The sequence below is a fragment of the Aureicoccus marinus genome (assembly GCF_002954325.1).
GTDB lineage: Bacteria > Bacteroidota > Bacteroidia > Flavobacteriales > Flavobacteriaceae > Aureicoccus > Aureicoccus marinus.
The window spans coordinates 15,840-29,286 of record NZ_MQVX01000001.1 but is presented as its reverse complement, the minus strand read 5'-3'; the positions used below and the strand labels follow the sequence as shown (position 1 = coordinate 29,286).

At 46.6% G+C, this 13,447-nt stretch carries 13 protein-coding genes; 10 read left to right on the top strand and 3 right to left on the bottom strand.

The features are described from left to right. The first annotated feature begins 10 nt into the window (after positions 1-10). From BST99_RS00120 to BST99_RS00110, 3 genes are read left to right on the top strand one after another with little or no spacing between them, the layout of a single operon-like run. Positions 11-1,009: an aminodeoxychorismate synthase component I gene (locus BST99_RS00120; protein WP_146106159.1), complete on the top strand. Its 999-nt coding sequence runs from the start codon at positions 11-13 to the stop codon at positions 1,007-1,009. Between the two features lie 48 nt (positions 1,010-1,057). Next, positions 1,058-1,600, top strand: a complete 543-nt coding sequence (locus BST99_RS00115) for an aminotransferase class IV (RefSeq protein WP_104999990.1) — start codon at positions 1,058-1,060, stop codon at positions 1,598-1,600. A 30-nt stretch (positions 1,601-1,630) separates the two neighbouring features. Continuing rightward, entirely contained in the window at positions 1,631-2,266 is a 636-nt protein-coding gene (locus BST99_RS00110; protein ID WP_104999989.1) for a peptidylprolyl isomerase, read from the top strand. Here BST99_RS00110 and bla read toward each other — a convergent pair whose 3' ends face one another. Continuing rightward, positions 2,267-3,004 (bottom strand): subclass B1 metallo-beta-lactamase, encoded by a 738-nt coding sequence (gene bla, locus BST99_RS00105; protein WP_104999988.1) that lies wholly within the window; start codon positions 3,002-3,004, stop codon positions 2,267-2,269. After that, the gene (locus BST99_RS00100) at positions 3,001-3,588 is read right to left on the bottom strand and encodes a GNAT family N-acetyltransferase (protein ID WP_104999987.1); all 588 of its coding nucleotides are present in this window, start codon (positions 3,586-3,588) and stop codon (positions 3,001-3,003) included. Before BST99_RS00100 ends, bla begins: the two co-directional genes overlap by 4 nt. A 134-nt stretch (positions 3,589-3,722) precedes the next feature. Between BST99_RS00100 and BST99_RS00095 the strand changes: the two genes are divergently transcribed. The 7 genes from BST99_RS00095 (at position 3,723) to BST99_RS00065 (ending at position 10,231) form a co-directional block, all read left to right on the top strand. After that, complete coding sequence (locus BST99_RS00095; protein ID WP_104999986.1) at positions 3,723-4,892, top strand: MFS transporter; 1,170 nt, start codon at positions 3,723-3,725, stop codon at positions 4,890-4,892. Positions 4,893-4,938: 46 nt separating this feature from the next. Then, positions 4,939-6,009 (top strand): glycoside hydrolase family 26 protein, encoded by a 1,071-nt coding sequence (locus BST99_RS00090; protein WP_104999985.1) that lies wholly within the window; start codon positions 4,939-4,941, stop codon positions 6,007-6,009. Between the two features lie 149 nt (positions 6,010-6,158). Further along, positions 6,159-6,830, top strand: a complete 672-nt coding sequence (locus BST99_RS00085) for a hypothetical protein (RefSeq protein WP_146106158.1) — start codon at positions 6,159-6,161, stop codon at positions 6,828-6,830. Between the two features lie 335 nt (positions 6,831-7,165). After that, the gene (locus BST99_RS00080) at positions 7,166-7,618 is read left to right on the top strand and encodes a DUF5011/hyalin repeat domain-containing protein (protein WP_104999983.1); all 453 of its coding nucleotides are present in this window, start codon (positions 7,166-7,168) and stop codon (positions 7,616-7,618) included. Between the two features lie 71 nt (positions 7,619-7,689). After that, positions 7,690-9,597 carry an ATP-binding protein gene (locus BST99_RS00075; protein WP_181044117.1) on the top strand — a complete coding sequence of 636 codons (1,908 nt, stop codon included), beginning with the start codon at positions 7,690-7,692 and terminating at the stop codon, positions 9,595-9,597. Beyond that, positions 9,594-9,905 carry a response regulator gene (locus BST99_RS00070; protein WP_104999981.1) on the top strand — a complete coding sequence of 104 codons (312 nt, stop codon included), beginning with the start codon at positions 9,594-9,596 and terminating at the stop codon, positions 9,903-9,905. Before BST99_RS00075 ends, BST99_RS00070 begins: the two co-directional genes overlap by 4 nt. A 98-nt stretch (positions 9,906-10,003) precedes the next feature. Further along, on the top strand, positions 10,004-10,231 hold the full coding sequence (locus tag BST99_RS00065; protein WP_181044116.1) for a response regulator transcription factor: 228 nt from the start codon (positions 10,004-10,006) through the stop codon (positions 10,229-10,231). A 319-nt stretch (positions 10,232-10,550) separates the two neighbouring features. Here the strand turns inward: BST99_RS00065 and BST99_RS00060 are convergent, their stop codons facing one another. After that, positions 10,551-12,944 (bottom strand): penicillin acylase family protein, encoded by a 2,394-nt coding sequence (locus tag BST99_RS00060; RefSeq protein WP_104999979.1) that lies wholly within the window; start codon positions 12,942-12,944, stop codon positions 10,551-10,553. Positions 12,945-13,447 lie beyond the last annotated feature (503 nt).

Below are 13,447 nucleotides of genomic sequence, written 5' to 3'. Positions count from 1 at the left end.
AATCGACAGCGTGCAGACTTCTATGCATTACCCGGAATTTGCTGAAAAATGCACGGCTTTCTTAGAAGCCGAAAGGCCCTTTATTTTTCTGATTGATTTTGAAAAAAAGTACTGGCACCTTTTTTCTGAAAAAGAGGCCACGGAGGCCGGTTTGTTTTACAATATCAAAGGCACCACCAATGCCAGCCCACCGGCCGACGCGCAGTCCATAGGCGTCCACCTAGAGGTCGATCCCAAGAAAAAAACGGAGCTACTTGAGCGATACCAAAAAGCCTTCGAAGGAGTCACCAAAGAAATCAATTGGGGAAACTCCTTTTTGCTCAACCTCACCTTCCCGGTAGAGGTTGATCTTCAAGGCCGATTGGAACAGGTGTTCTGGCAAAGTAAGGCCCCATTTAAGCTCTATTGGGAAGGCCGATTTACGGTTTTCTCGCCCGAATCCTTTATTCGTATTCAGAACCAAGAGGTAGAAACCTTTCCGATGAAGGGAACGCGATCCGCCCATTCCAAAGAGGCTGCAGAAGAATTATTGGCCGACTACAAGGAGCAAGCGGAACACGCCACCATTGTCGATCTTCTGCGCAACGACCTCTCGCAGTTTGCCCAAAAGGTGCGGGTAGAAAAGTACCGCTACCTGGAAGAAATCAAGCGTCCCCAAGGCGGGCTCTGGCAAACCAGCAGCCACATCAAGGCCGAGCTTCCCCTGGACTGGAAAACCCACTTTGGTGACTACCTGAACCGACTGCTTCCGGCCGGATCCGTTTCGGGTGCCCCCAAACCCCAAACCCTCGAAATCATTCGCCGGGAAGAGGGCCAAGATCGGGGCTTTTACACAGGAGTCTTTGGACTCTATGACGGAAAAACAATCGAAAGTGCGGTGGCTATCCGCTATATTGAAAACCAAAACAATAGGCTATATTACCGAGCCGGTGGGGGCATAACCCACCTGAGTCAATGCGAACACGAATTCGATGAGCTTCTCCAAAAAGTCTACATTCCCACTCTTTGAAAGTCTGGCCCTGGAGAATGGACAGGTCAAAAACCTGAACTGGCACCAATGGCGCTTCGAGCAGAGCTACAGAGCCTCTACGGGAACCCTCCTCCCTACCGCCTGTCCTCCGCCCTAAAGGGAATTCACTTTCCTCCTGCAGGACAGCGCTATAAATTGCGCATTCGCTATGGGCGCTACCGTACACAAACACAGATCCTGGCCTACACGCCCAAACACCCCAACACCCTTCAACTTGTCGAAATTCAAGATTGGTCCTACCCCATCAAGTGGTCAGACCGAGAGCCACTTCAAGCCTGTTTTGAAAAACGAGAGGGAGCGGATGACATTTTATTACATCAAAACGGGGTCATACGAGACAGCTCCTACGCCAATATCGCTTTCTTGAAGGAAGGCAGGTGGTTTACCCCTGACACCCCTTTATTGCCGGGTACCAAGAGGGCGAAACTTTTGTCGGAAGGCCTGTTCACAGAAAGACGGATTACCTTGAGCGACCTGAAAGAGTACGAAGGATTTCAGCTGATCAATGCCTTGCTGGTCTTTGATCCTGATTTTGCCCATCCGATCGAGCGAATTTGGGGAGCGGACTAATCTGCTATATTTGTGAATAAACCCACCCAGATGAAAAACACCACTCTTTGCACCATCGCCCTTTTTGCCCTGGTTCTGGTTGCCTCCTGTGGCCCCACCAAACCTGCACAATGGGCCAAGAAAACGGCTCCAGAACGCTTTGTAGCGGAATTCGAAACCACCAAGGGCACCTTCGAAATTGAGGCCCGACGAGAATGGTCTCCGGCTGCGGTCGACCGCCTTTACGTTTTGATCAAGAGTGGATACTACGAGGACATCGCCTTCTTCCGAGTAATTCCCAACTTTGTTGCCCAGTTTGGGATCAGCAACGACAGTACCCTCTACGCCACTTGGAACCGCATTCCTGTGCCGGATGAGGAGGTTATTCAGGGGAATGACCGAGGTACTATCGCCTTTGCACGAGATACGGCACAAACCCGCACCTCACAGTTGTACATCAATCTAAAAGACAACAACCGCCTGGACACCATCAGCTTTAATAAGGTCAAAGGGTTTCCGGTGATTGCCAAAGTGACCCAAGGAATGGATGTGGTTGACGCCCTTTACAAAGGATATGGCGCCGACATTCAGGATAAACAGGATTCCATCGCTCAATTCGGCAACGAGTACTTGCGCAAAGGATGGCCCAAGCTCGACTACATCAAGCAAGCGCGCATCAAGGAATAATCACTTTTCAGAAAACAGTTCCGCGGTAAAATCCAATAAACCGGATCCACCAATACCTCCATGGCCGGGGACGATGAGTTCTGCCTCGGGATAGGCTTCTTTTATAGCCCTGGCTTGCATGGGCCAAAGAGCCGTATTGGCATCGGCGACATTGCCTCTTCCTGCCCCCATGGCCTTGACCTGGCAACCTCCAAACAGCACCTTTTCAGCGGGGAGGTAAGAAACAATATTATCGCTCGTGTGGGCCGGGCCGAAGTAACGGTTTACGATTGTTTTGCGACCGATCTTCAACTCCTGAATACTATCAAAAACCCGATACGGGCTGTTGTCTTTGGGTTCATCCAGTTCCACATAAGTCCGAATATTCAAATACACCAAGGCCCCTTTCTCAATCATCTGGGGTAAGCCCTGAACACAGTCTTCGTGAAAGTGATTGGGTACAACCGCCTTAAGTTTTAGTTGTTGTGCTTCTATCCAGGACAGCAGTTCGGCCGTTCCCGCATCCGAAGCCGGGCTGTCAAAAATCACGGCTTCCCCCTGGTCGGTGTAGATTAAACCATTGCACGGAAAAGTACTTCCATTGCTTAGGGCGATCTGTGAGATATGCAAATAAAGTCCTTGCCGGAGTTGTATAATTTCAAGCTGATCAGTGGAATACACCTTGGGGTGGGGCAACTTGCGGCAGGTCATGCCCATCAACAGAAAAGAAAGGACTAACAAAACTCCCCAGCGCTTCATCGCTTCAGTTTGTGTTGTAGAGAGAATTTAACCGTTGGCCATTCTTGGTCGATGATGGAATAAACCACGGTATCGCGCAAAAGTCCCTGAGCATCCACCCGATGATTGCGCAGAACCCCGTCCTTCTTTGCCCCCAAAGATTCAATAGCTCTCCGCGAAGGCCAGTTGTGGAAGTTGGTTCGAAACTCCACAGCAATACATTCTAATCCTTCAAAAGCGTGTTGTAACAGGAGCAATTTGCATTCCTTATTGATGCGGGTTCCTTGCCAGCTTTTGGAATACCAGGTGTGGCCTATTTCGAGCCGCCTGTTCTTTGCATCGGCATTTAAAAAACGGGTCGAACCAATCAGTTGATCGGTACTGAGCTCCCTGACCACAAAGGGCAGGCTGTGGTCTGCTTCATAGCCCTGAAGAGCGGTTTCGATAAAGCTGTCCATCTTGTCCTGGGTGGGGACACTGGTGAACCAGAGGTTGTAAAGATCTCCGTCCTGTGCCGCGGCATTGAGTTCATCGCGGTGCTCTCGCCTCAAAGGTTCCAAACGTACATGTTCCCCTTGAAGACGAAATTCTTGAAGCCATTTCATGTATTACTGCTTAGGTTTTTGTTTTTTCAGATGCAGTACTAAGGTAGCGTTAAACCCAAAATAGAGGTTCCCATCCCGGGTGTTAAAATTGTTTCAGATCTGGCTCCAAATAAAATTCATTAAGTTGCCGGGGTATGAAATCTTCCAGACGTGTTCTCTTCTTAATTGTCTTTGCTCAATTTTTATGCACCTCTCTGTGGTTCGCCGGTAACGGGGTGATGGCTGATCTATCGGCCGCATTTGGTTTACCCGCTGCAGCCATGGGTTATTTAACCTCTGTGGTACAATTGGGTTTTATTTCAGGTACCCTGGTATTCGCCCTCCTTTCCTTTGCCGACCGCTTCTCCCCATCCAAGGTATTTATGATTAGTGCCTTATTGGGCGCTCTGGTAAACGTCGGCATCATCTGGGAGGGGAACCAACTCGGTAGTCTTTTAGCTCTCCGTTTTTTCACGGGTTTCTTTTTGGCAGGCATCTATCCGGTGGGAATGAAAATCGCAGCAGACTATTTCGAAAAAGGCCTGGGTGTATCCTTGGGATACTTGGTAGGCGCCCTGGTACTGGGTACGGCCTTTCCGCATTTACTCAAAGAGCTCAGTACGGATTATTCCTGGCAAGCCGTTATTCTAACCACTTCTGGCCTCGCCAGCTTCGGGGGTGTTCTGCTCTTTCTGGGCGTACCCGATGGACCCTTTAGAAAAGCCGGTCAAAAAGTAAATATTCAAGACTTTCAAAGAGTCTTTGCCAATAAGGAGTTCAGAGCTGCAGCCTTGGGTTATTTTGGGCATATGTGGGAACTCTATGCTTTTTGGGCCTTTGTTCCCTTCTTTATCGAACGCTTTAACAACTACTGGCCGGATTTAGGATTCCCGGTTTCTCTGCTTTCTTGCCTGGTGATTGGTTTGGGTGGCCTAGCCTGTATCATCAGTGGTTACTTGGGGAAAGCACTGAGCAACAAAGGCGTGGCCAAAGGTGCTCTTCTTCTTTCCGGAATTTGTTGTCTACTCTTCCCAACGGTATTCTATGAGGCCCATCCGGTCGCTTTTCTGGTTTTTCTCTTGGTCTGGGGAATGCTGGTGATCGCGGACTCCCCTCTATTCTCCTCCTTGGTCGCAAAAAACGCACCTGCAGAAATCAAAGGCACAGCACTAACCCTGGTCAACTGCATTGGTTTTGCCATTTCCATCCTCAGTATCGAGCTACTCAACGCTTTGAGCACCGATAATAGCAGCATCTATTTCTTCCTTCTGCTGGCCATTGGTCCCTTTCTTGGTTTCACCTTTCTACAATTCCAGAGGAAATGATTGCGTTAAAGAAGTAGCTAAAGTAATTTCATAAAAAAATCGCAGCATGAAATTGAGCTCTACCCTGCTTTTCTTGGGTCTGTTTGGTTTATTTACTGGCCTTCACGGCCAATCTTCTGAACAAATGGCAGCAGCCATATCGACAGAAACGGATGCCCAGTTTATCTACGAATACCAAGGCAGCAAGTTTGTTCCTCCTACTGGCAAGACCCTGCTTATTATGGGGCAGACCAAAGAGGGAATAACCGATTATCAAAACAACTTCGGTGACGAAAAACAACCTGGAGGCTGGTCGGCCTACTGGGGAATCCCTGAATTCAAAGGAGTGGCCAGTGCTTTTAAAAACAATACCGGCAGCACCCAGAATCACCAGATGCTCGTCGACGAATTCCCGAACACCGTTGTCCATAGTGCGATGTGGATGGTTGGGATTTTGGATATTGCCAAAAAAACTGGACTCGGCACCTACGATAGGGTTATTAAAGAGTACGCGAGATGGGCGAAGAATGTCAACAGACCTATTTACCTGCGAATTGGATATGAATTTGATGGACCGCACAACGAATTGGAACCCCGGGATTACATTCGAGCCTATAGACGTATCGTGGATCTTTTTCGGGCCGAAAACGTTGAAAACATTGCCTTTGTATGGCATTCCTATGCAGCGAAGCCCTATAAGAACTATAGTATAGCAGACTGGTACCCCGGTGACGATTATGTCGATTGGGTCGGTGTTTCCATCTTTGATCATGCTTACGGTGGAGACGATTTTGGATCCGAATGCGATGCTGTCTTGGCTTTTGCCAAGGAGCACGCCAAGCCGGTTATGATCGCAGAATCCAATCCGATTCAAGGGATTGATATGGACAATACCAAAGTCTGGGAAGAGTGGTTTGTCCCCTACTTCAACTTCATCCATAAAAAGAACATCAAGGCGGTCAGCTTTATCAACGAAGACTGGACCAGCTTATCGATTGCCGGAATAGAACATTGGAAAGACGCTCGATTGAGCAATAACAAACTGGTGGCCAAGGCCTGGTTTGAAGCAACGGCACAAAAACGCTTCCTACACGCCTCCAAAAAGCTCTACAAGCAACTGGGGTACAAGAAGAAGTAGTGCCTTACCTGTCATTTATTATGATTTTACTTTATATTCAATCGAAATAACCATCCTCACATGAAAAAGTCCACCCTCTATCGCTCCTTTTCGTCTTGATCAGTACGCTCTCTCTTCAAGCACAAGCTGACAAACCCTACATCACAACGATGTCTAAAGAGGTCTGCGCTTGTATCGGAAAAATAGCCGATGATGTAAGTCAAGAGAAATTTTCAACAGAATATTTGAATTGTTTCTCCAAGTCCCTGATGGCACACTCCAAGGAAGTACAAAAGCACTACAGTATTTCCAATGAAGCCGACATGAACGCCCTAGGAGAACTCATGGGGTTTGAAATGGTTAAGATTTGCCCCACTTCCCTCTTGCGAGGAACTGAGGTCATGGGTCAAAAAAATACCAGCTCCTCGAAAGTCAGTAAACCGAAGACGGTCAATCTGGTTACCGTGGGTAAGACCGCCCCTTATGATTACATGAAAGTGACAGATGTATTCAATGATGACTACACCACCATCGTCCAGATTGAATTTTATTCAACCAATCCGATCAATGGAACCTTGCATGCACCGGGGGGGCAGTACCCTTACGTTTTAAGTGATAAATTTGGAAACCGATTCGCTTTAAAATATCAGGAAGGCTGGCGAGGACCAGAAGCCCAAGGTTTTGGTTCAATTAGTATTCCCGCCTATACCGAGCGTATAATCAAACTGCATTTTGCCAAGATTTCGAATGTGGAAAACGTTTACTCATTGACCGAAGTTGGCTGTGCTGAGGCCGGAGGTAACTGCTGGAATTTCTACGATATTAAGGTCAGAAAGCGCTAGAGTGCGTTCAACAACTGGGTGAGATCGGTTTCTTTATCCGACCCAAATTTTTCTTCAAACGGTACTTCGACTTCAAAATACCGGCGGGTAAAACGTTTAGGGTAGCCGCGATTTATTTAGTGGTTAAGTTCATCCGCAAAAAGGCTTCTAATCGGATTTCCTTCTCGGTGATCTCTGGCTAGAGGGTCTTGAGATTTTCGTCAAAGCCATTGGACGAATCCAATGGCTTTTTTTAAGGGAATACCCTGAGTTTTTCGATTTCAGAGAATCCCCTCAGGCTTTTCAGACCCCTGGATTCTAATTTGCGGAGGTAATTGAACTCAAAAAAAGTAATCATGAAAATCAATCGACTATTCGCCTTTTTCTCCTTAATGAGTGCTATCGTGCTTTTAAACAGTTGCACAAAAGCACAGGAAGACCCATTTACCGAAGAGACCAATCCACCTACTTTACAGGTTATCCTCCCAGACGATGGAGATGTATTCTACACGAGTGAAGGCCCACGAAGACAAGCCGACCTGCATTTTATTGCCATGGACGACATCACCATAGATTATGTGCAAATCATTGTAGAGAACAGTGCTGGTCAAGAAGCCTACAACCGGAGAATAACAATGCGAGAAACAACTTTAACCTATGATATGTTCAGAAACTTCAGCACCACAGAAGCGGGCGAATACACGGTAAAATATTTAGTGGCAGACACCGCCGGAAACACGGCTGAAGCCGAACGGACCATCTACTTTGAAGACCGGGCACCTACTGATGATCTTTCTGGCGAGAACTAATTACTCGACCTGAGACTTGTAGACGGAAGTAGTATCTTTCCTTAACTGATTTTTGTCCTATGCGTATTCTCATGCGATTATTTCTCTTTTTGATGAGCAGCTCGCTCTTCGCTCAGACCGGGTCCATTATTGACAGTCTGAAATTGGAGCTCGTCAAGGATCAGGCCGATACGACCCGCGCCATGGTGCTGAATGATCTGGCCTACTACTACCTCTACCAAGACACCGATACCGCGGTCTACTATGGCCACAAGGCCTATGATTTTGCCGAAGAAATCGGTTACCACAAGGTCCGGGCGAACGCTAAACTCTATACAGGAAATGCCTTCCTCTTTTCGAACAGAATGGACTCGGCGGAAGTCTTTTATAAACAGGCCTTCGGTATTGCCAAAAAACACGAGCTAAAGAAATCAGCAATCTACTCCTCCTTGGGTATGCTTTACAAAAACAATGGGAAACTGGATAGGGCGGTAAGAATTTATTATGAAGGGATTATAGAGGATGAAAAAGAAGGCAATGAATACGGCAAATTCATCAAGCTAAACAACCTCGCCAATGTCTATAGCATACTGGAGAATAAGCAAAAGTCCATCGAACTTCTTTTGGAAGCGGTAGAAATATCTGAAAACAGTGAAAACCCCAACATCCGCTACGCCTCGGGTACAATACTTAACGGCGTTGGTGCTATCTATATAGAACTGGGTCAACTCGAGGAAGGGCTTACCTATTTTCAGCGTTCTCTTGAAGCCAATAAAGCCAATGAAAATAAAAGAGAGATCGCCCGGAATTACCAGAACATCGGTGCCACCCAATCCAAGCTGGGGAATTATACAGAGGCTTTGGATTACTTAAAGAAGGCCTTTAGCCTTCGAGAAGAGCTGGCCGATAAAAAAGAGCTGACCGAAACCTATTTTGAACTGGGTAATACTTACGGAAAACTCAAACAAAACGCCCAAGTGAAATTCCATTTTGACCGTGCCTTGGAATTGGGCCTTGAGTTGGGTGATCAGGCCTTGCTTTCCAAAATCTACCAGACCCGTTCCAATACCTATGAAGAACTCGGTGAATCTGCCCTGGCCTTAGAAAGTTACAAGCTTCACACCCTTTATCGCGACAGTATTCTACAGGAAGAAAACCTCAAGAACGTTTCGGAAATCGAAACCAAGTACGAAACGGCGAAAAAGGACAAGGAACTCCTTGCCCAAAACCTGGAAATCGAACAGGCCAACGGTCGACTGCAGTCCCGAAATGCCCAGCTGTATTTCTTGCTCTTTAGCCTGGTACTATTAGGCTATGTCTTCTGGCAACGCCAAAAACGCAAGAACCAAGAAATTGACTCCCTTAAAAAAGAGCACCAAATCAAGACCCTGGAATCCCTGATTCAAGGGGAGGAAAAAGAGCGTTTCCGCATCGCACGCGAATTGCACGATGGGGTCAACGGGGATTTATCAGCCATTAAATTCAAGCTTTCGGCTTTGAGTGATAAAGAGAATCCGGCCATCGGGGAAGCCGTCGCCATGATTGACGATTCCTGCAAACAGGTCCGGGCGATTTCCCACAACCTCGTCCCACCTTCGCTCGAAAACTTTAACCTGGTGGAGGCTTTGGAGGAGTATATCGAAAACACCAACGGCATCCACCAGCCAGAAATTGACTTTCAGCATCTGGGAGAACACCCCCGACTTTCTAAAAATGCCGAAATCAACATCTTTAGAATCGTACAGGAATTGGTGGTCAACGCTCTAAAACATGCGGAAGCTCAGCAGATCAATGTTCAGCTGAGTTGCCGAGAAGAAGAGATCCAGCTGACGGTGGAAGACGACGGAAAAGGCTTCGACACCTCGGCGCAAAACAAATCCGGGATCGGACTTTCAAACATCCAATCGCGGGTGGACTACCTCCAAGCCGACAAGGATGTGCTTTCGAACCAGGAAGGGACTTCCTATACCTTGAGTATGAACAAAAATCTACTGCCATGAACACCCGAATAGCCATCACCGATGATCACCAAATGGTCCTGGAAGGCGTTGTTGCCATGCTTAAAGGATTAGACGGAATTGAAGTTGTTGGCACCTACAACTCGGCCCAAGAAACCCTAGACAACATTCAAAAAGACGAGGCTACTTTGCTGCTCTTAGATGTCAATCTCCCCGATATCAACGGGATTGATCTAGCCAAGATGCTCCTGAAAGACCAGCCCGAACTCAAGATCATTGCCCTGACCAACTTTGAAGACATCTCCTTTGTCAAAAGAATGCTCAAAAACGGCGTCCATGGTACTTACTAAAAAACACGGATCGGGAGGAGCTTTTAAAGGCCATTCAAACCGTCCAAGGCGGCGAACTCTTTCTGCAAAGTGACATCCACAAACGCCTTCTGAATCAAGTGAGTTCCAAAGGAACTTTTGACAATGGCTTACAACCTAAACTCACCCGGCGCGAAACCGAGGTTCTTCAGGCCATTGCTGAAGAGCTGACCACCCAGCAGATATCTGAAAAGCTTTTTATCAGCCCGAAAACGGTGGAAACCCACCGTATGAATATCATGAGTAAACTGGGAGCCAAAAACAGCGTAGGCATCATCAAAATCGCGATGGAAAAGGAACTTCTTTAAGGGCTTGCTTCTTTTGGATCATGTTCTATCTTTAGCGGCATGACCATTACCCTTCAATTTGAGCCGAAAGCGCTATGGGTTCTGAGGATTTTGGTTGTGCTACTCGCCGAATAAACCAAAGGCTAAAGGAAATTTCTCTTGGGAATTTTGGCTCTGATTCCCCTAGTAGCCCTTCTTTACCACCACGAGTATGGGTGCCGGCTTTGGGCTTAGCCAATCGAAGCAGATCATTCGCAACCACGAAGGCTTGCTGAGGTTAATTTCCGTGCCGAATGAGCGGACTTCTTTTGTGATTTCATTTGGTTAAAGCGTAATTCAATCAATAGGCCTGCAGGGTGATTCTGCTGACGGCTACAGAATCAATCTTCGTTTTTGAAAAGTAGATCGGGAAAAACTCGTCTTTTGCCCAAGGGCCGAATAAGTTATCATAAAATGGACTGTTCGGATCTCCAGATTGCCCTGGTGAATTTGTGCCTAGGGCAGCATCCCAATCTCCCGTATTAACAATTAACCGAAAAGTAGCTCCTGTTCTTTGACGGTAATCATTACTAGTTGAGCCAGGGGTATAGCCATTCCCTCCTCTTGGTAAGGGCCCCAAGATCAGCTGCTTTGCAATACTGTCATTCACCGCGTCGGCTAAAGCGTGAATTAATTCTGTACGCTTGTTCTTTTTCTGCCCGTATTGCCATTGACTCATGTCGGTGCCCAATCGAGTTTCCAAATCTCTAATGGCTAAAGTGAAGGCCTCGCTTAAATACTGATTTCGACCAAGAACAGGCTGTGGTCCAAATTTATTGTCAGGAGTTTGAATCCAATCAATCACTTTCTTCAGCTGTATACTTTTGATGTAATTCTGAGCATTAGAAGGAACAAAACGCTCATGGGCCAGATGCCTTAAGGTGTTTTCCCAAGCGACATAAATTGCCGCTTCAATGGAGTTTGAATTTAATTGATGATTCCAATTCAACAACATCTCCTTCGCTTGAGCAGCTTGACCTTCAAACTCAATAAGTTCCAGGAATGGAATTAAACTCTGGGCAGGCAATGAGGTTACGTCTACCTGTAAAGACTTCATATCTTCCATGGTCATGTCTGGGGTGGAGTCGAGTACCTGATTGACTCGATTCCCTCGGTAAGGATCTGACCAGGAGTACCCGATCGCATTCCAATGAACGTAATCCCGTGGAGTTACATTTTGGTTAGCGGTCGCTATATAACCCTTTTCAGGATTAACCGCATGGGGCTTTTGGACTATGGGTAAATACCCATCCCATTCATAACGACCATCCCCGGGAACGGGAACTAATCCACTAAAATTATTCCTCACAGGAGCTATTCCAACCGCTTGCCAGCCGATGTTTCCTTCCCTGTCGGCCCAAATCATATTTTCGCCAGGAATGTGACTGTAGTTACAAGCATCTCTAAATTCTTCCCAAGTCTTTGCTTGATCCATTCGCAGCGAGGCCAGGTAGGGCGAGCCTCCTGGTTCTAACCAAGCGCAGCGCACTGCATAAGCTTTGTGATTTTTTGAGTCTACATAGGTCACGGGGCCGTGTCGTGTATATTTTAAATCCACTTCTACCGCTTCCTGCCCCTTAACGGGGATGCGTTCCTGTACAATGGTCATATCGACCCATTCCCCTTTGTACTGGTATTGGTCGTGGTTCTCAGGATTGAGGTCATAAACGTATAAATCCTCTCCATCTGTTCTGAAAACCGTAAGTCCCCACGAACCGTATTCATTATGCCCGATGGATATACCGGGAATCTCTGGTTCTCCGCCACCTATCACATTCCATCCCGGCGCTACCAGATGTGCCATATACCTCAAAGACGGAACAGCGACTGTCCGATGAGGATCATTGGCCATATAGGTGTTCCCATCCTTCATAAGTTTTCCGCTAATTACCCAATTGTTACTTCCGATTGATAGGGAATCCAGATTGGGCTGCTTTTGTTGGTTAAAAGCCGTCTCTACTTTAAGGTTACGGTATTGAGGCAGTACATCACTGCTCCTAAAACTGACTACTTTACGGTAGGCTTGGTACAGATCGAGGATATCATGAAATAAAAGGTTTTGATCTATTCTATCATCCATTGTAAGGTCCGGCTCCATGGGATGAAGCCAAAGCAGCTCTTTGACCTTTTCTTCTCCTAGCAAGGCCACTGCTCTCCCGATTTGCAATTCGGCAACGATATTACCCAAAAGACCTTGATGACGAGAAATAACCACTTCAGGAGTCCACTTTTCTGGTTGAATGCCCAGGAGTTTAAACTCCATTGGGAGGCGGTCCGGTTGCTTTAAGATTTCATCAATATAAGCATTGACTCCATCGGTATAAGCTGTGATGATTTCTACCCCATTGGGATGGTAGTGCTCCATCTCTGTGGTCATATTACCTCGGAACTTAAATAAACGTGTTCCGATATCCCTTTTCAATTCGCGCTCACCCAAAATTTCGGCTACAGTACCTGTAGCTTGCCTCCGCCATATTTCGAATTGAAACAAACGATCCTTTGCCGCGGCATAACCCTGCGCAAAGAAGAGATCATGTTCATTTTGCGCATAGATGTGATTGATACCCCATTTATCCCGCACGATTTCAACATCCTCCTGTAAACCTTTGATGGGTTCTGCTGTGTTATCAAAAGATTCACCAGTACAAGATATAATGATCAGGATAATCCAAATGAGTTGTAGACGAGATTGCATGAGGGTTAATTTACAGTATTCAACCTTCAAGATAAAGATTGTTTGAGAAGAAGTCTGTACAAGGATATAGCTGGCTCAATATCTTCATTAGTAGGGATTGTCTGGAAGGATGTTCACGCCTAGTTTTACCTAAAACACGAAGATCCATTACATGAAGAAGTTATCTACAATTTCAATTTCCGGTCTTGTCTACAAATACTGGCTACAGTGTCTTTAATCTACTTCTTGCTACTTTACTTTTGGTCCTGAATGAATTGGTTCAGTATGCCTTTACCCAATACTAAACCCAAAACGAGGACAATCTTCCGGAAATATTGGAGGCCTTGACTATGGGGTTGGGGAGTTATTTTTGAAAGATTAAAGGTGAGTAGGGATTTGTTTAAGAAAGGATATCTCTGCTAAGCTCGTCGCAGCCAGACCGGGAAACCACTTCTGCAAATAAAAAATCTGAACTCGGGAACTGAATTCCCTTCGGGCTTCCAGACTATGGCCGCTACTGCATA

Excerpts from the sequence above, each read along its gene's own strand:
- BST99_RS00115 (WP_104999990.1), top strand. The coding sequence starts at position 1,058 with ATGGCGCTTCGAGCAGAGCTACAGAGCCTCTACGGGAACCCTCCTCCC.
- BST99_RS00110 (WP_104999989.1), top strand. The coding sequence starts at position 1,631 with ATGAAAAACACCACTCTTTGCACCATCGCCCTTTTTGCCCTGGTTCTG.
- bla (WP_104999988.1), bottom strand. The coding sequence starts at position 3,004 with ATGAAGCGCTGGGGAGTTTTGTTAGTCCTTTCTTTTCTGTTGATGGGC.
- BST99_RS00100 (WP_104999987.1), bottom strand. The coding sequence starts at position 3,588 with ATGAAATGGCTTCAAGAATTTCGTCTTCAAGGGGAACATGTACGTTTG.
- BST99_RS00095 (WP_104999986.1), top strand. The coding sequence starts at position 3,723 with ATGAAATCTTCCAGACGTGTTCTCTTCTTAATTGTCTTTGCTCAATTT.
- BST99_RS00090 (WP_104999985.1), top strand. The coding sequence starts at position 4,939 with ATGAAATTGAGCTCTACCCTGCTTTTCTTGGGTCTGTTTGGTTTATTT.
- BST99_RS00085 (WP_146106158.1), top strand. The coding sequence starts at position 6,159 with ATGTCTAAAGAGGTCTGCGCTTGTATCGGAAAAATAGCCGATGATGTA.
- BST99_RS00080 (WP_104999983.1), top strand. The coding sequence starts at position 7,166 with ATGAAAATCAATCGACTATTCGCCTTTTTCTCCTTAATGAGTGCTATC.
- BST99_RS00075 (WP_181044117.1), top strand. The coding sequence starts at position 7,690 with ATGCGATTATTTCTCTTTTTGATGAGCAGCTCGCTCTTCGCTCAGACC.
- BST99_RS00070 (WP_104999981.1), top strand. The coding sequence starts at position 9,594 with ATGAACACCCGAATAGCCATCACCGATGATCACCAAATGGTCCTGGAA.
- BST99_RS00060 (WP_104999979.1), bottom strand. The coding sequence starts at position 12,944 with ATGCAATCTCGTCTACAACTCATTTGGATTATCCTGATCATTATATCT.